The sequence below is a fragment of the uncultured Brevundimonas sp. genome, assembly GCF_937870815.1.
In the GTDB taxonomy this organism is placed as follows: Bacteria; Pseudomonadota; Alphaproteobacteria; order Caulobacterales; family Caulobacteraceae; genus Brevundimonas.
The window spans coordinates 1-2,113 of the sequence record NZ_CALMZS010000090.1; the positions used below are offsets into that span (position 1 = coordinate 1).

Consider the following 2,113-nt stretch of genomic DNA (forward strand, 5'->3'; position numbering starts at 1 on the left):
GCGCCTTCCTCAGAAAAAGGGAATCAGCGGGACGCCCCCGGCCGATCCGTCGAGCCTATCCAGAATCCGGGCCGTTTGGAAACCGCCGTAACCCCGATGACGTCAAGAATGACAGGCATTTGAGGCGCGAAACGGGACGAGGCCCTAAAGTGCGGAGTCGAGCACGCCCTTCATCCAGCGCGGGTGTTCGAGCACCCGGCCGCAGCCGATGGCCACGCAGGACAGCGGATCGTCGGCGACCGAGACCGGCAGGCCGGTATGGTCGCGGATCTCGGCGTCGAGACCGCGCAGCAGGGCCCCGCCCCCGGTCAGCATGATGCCCTTGTCGGCGATGTCGGCGGCCAGCTCCGGCGGGGTGGCCTCCAGCGCCACCTTCACCGCCTCGACGATCTGGGTCACCGGCTCGGCCAGGGCCTCGGCGGCCTGGCGCTCGGAGATGCGGACCTCGCGCGGCACCCCCTGCATCAGGTCGCGGCCCTTGACATCGATCGACAGGCCCTCGCCGTCGGCGGGAATGCGGGCGGTGCCGATGTCCTTCTTGATGCGCTCGGCGGTGGTCTCGCCGATCAGCAGGTTGTGGTTGCGGCGCATGTAGGAGATGATCGCCTCGTCCATCTTGTCGCCGCCGACGCGCACGCTGCGGGAATACACGATCCCGCTGAGCGACAGCACGGCCACCTCGGTGGTGCCGCCGCCGATGTCGACGACCATCGAGCCGGTCGGCTCGTGGATCGGCAGGCCGGCCCCGATGGCCGCGGCCATCGGCTCGTCGATCAGGCCGACCCGGCGGGCCGAGGCGTTCAGGCAGGAGTCGTTGATGGCGCGGCGCTCGACGGCGGTGGCCCCCGACGGCACGCAGACGATCACCTTGGGGTTCACGAAACCCTTGCGGTTGTGAACCTTGCGGATGAAATGCTTGATCATCTCCTCGGCGACCTCGAAGTCGGCGATGACCCCGTCGCGCATCGGCCGGATGGCCTCCATGTGGCCCGGGGTGCGGCCCAGCATCTGCTTGGCCTCTATGCCCACGGCGTGGACGATCTTGCGGCCGCCGACGTTGCGCAGCGCGACCACCGAGGGCTCGTTCAGCACAATGCCCTTGCCCTTCATGTAGATCAGGGTGTTGGCGGTGCCGAGGTCGATGGCGATGTCGTTGGAGATCGCGCCGAAGATGCTGGAGAACATGGGTCCGGGATACCGTTCGTTCGGGCCTTGGAGGGGCGTGCGTCAGTCTCGATCCGCTTCGGCGACGCCCCGGCGAACGCGCATCCCCACGCGCCGCCTCCTGATCGTTATCGCCTGACCGACCTTGTGGCTCGTTTGCCCGTGTGCGGAGGCGAATACAAGCCCCATGCGGCCTGACCGGAGCCCCCGTCGGCGCCAACGGCGGCGTGGCCGTTCACGATCCCGTCAGCCAAGCTTCTCAGTCCGCGGAGCCGCCCGCCCGCTCGCGCCGCCTGACCAGTTCGCGCACGCCGAGCATCAGGCCCAGCCAGGCCGCCGCCACGCCGGCCAGGATGGCCGAGGTCCAGACCCCGTCGCCGCTGACCGCGGAAACCACCGCCCCGCCGAAGAAGGCCACCAGGGCGGTCTTGGGCAGCACCCCCAGGGCGCAGCCGAGCAGATAGGCCGCGAACGAGGCGCGCGTCGCCCCGAAGGCCATGTTGACGACGATGAAGGGCGCCGACGGCACATTGCGGATCATGAAGCTGGCGTGGAAGGCGTTCTGGCCGACAAAGCCCTTGAGCCGGCCCAGGGTGCGGCCGCCGTAGCGGTCCAGCAGCCGCGCCGCCGGGCCGCGGCCGAGCCAGTAGGTCACCCCGGCCGAGGCCACCGTCGCCGCCCAGCTGTAGAGGAAGCCGAGCCACGGCCCGAAGGCGACCACGCAGGCGGCGATCAGGATGAATTGCGGGGCGCCGATGAAGGCGGCGGCGATGAACAGGACGACGGTGGCGGCGAAGGCCCAGGGGCTGCCCGCATAGCCCCGCAGCCAGGCCTCGAGATTCTCCTCGGCGGCGAGACCGAGCCGGCTCTTGCCGAGCGCCAGCAGGGCCACGGTGGCCCCGAGCAGCAGGGCCGTCGCCAGCAGGGTCCGCCAGCGGCGGCCCTCCAT

Annotated in this window: 2 protein-coding genes; both read right to left on the bottom strand. The window is 70.1% G+C overall.

Going from position 1 to position 2,113, the window contains the following annotated elements; translation table 11 throughout:
• Positions 1–144: 144 nt before the first annotated feature.
• The gene (locus Q0588_RS05655; RefSeq protein WP_056450471.1) at positions 145–1,185 is read right to left on the bottom strand and encodes a rod shape-determining protein; all 1,041 of its coding nucleotides are present in this window, start codon (positions 1,183–1,185) and stop codon (positions 145–147) included.
• A gap of 238 nt (positions 1,186–1,423) precedes the next feature.
• A partial coding sequence (locus tag Q0588_RS05660; protein WP_298744538.1) for a VTT domain-containing protein occupies positions 1,424–2,113 on the bottom strand: 690 nt, incomplete at its 5' end.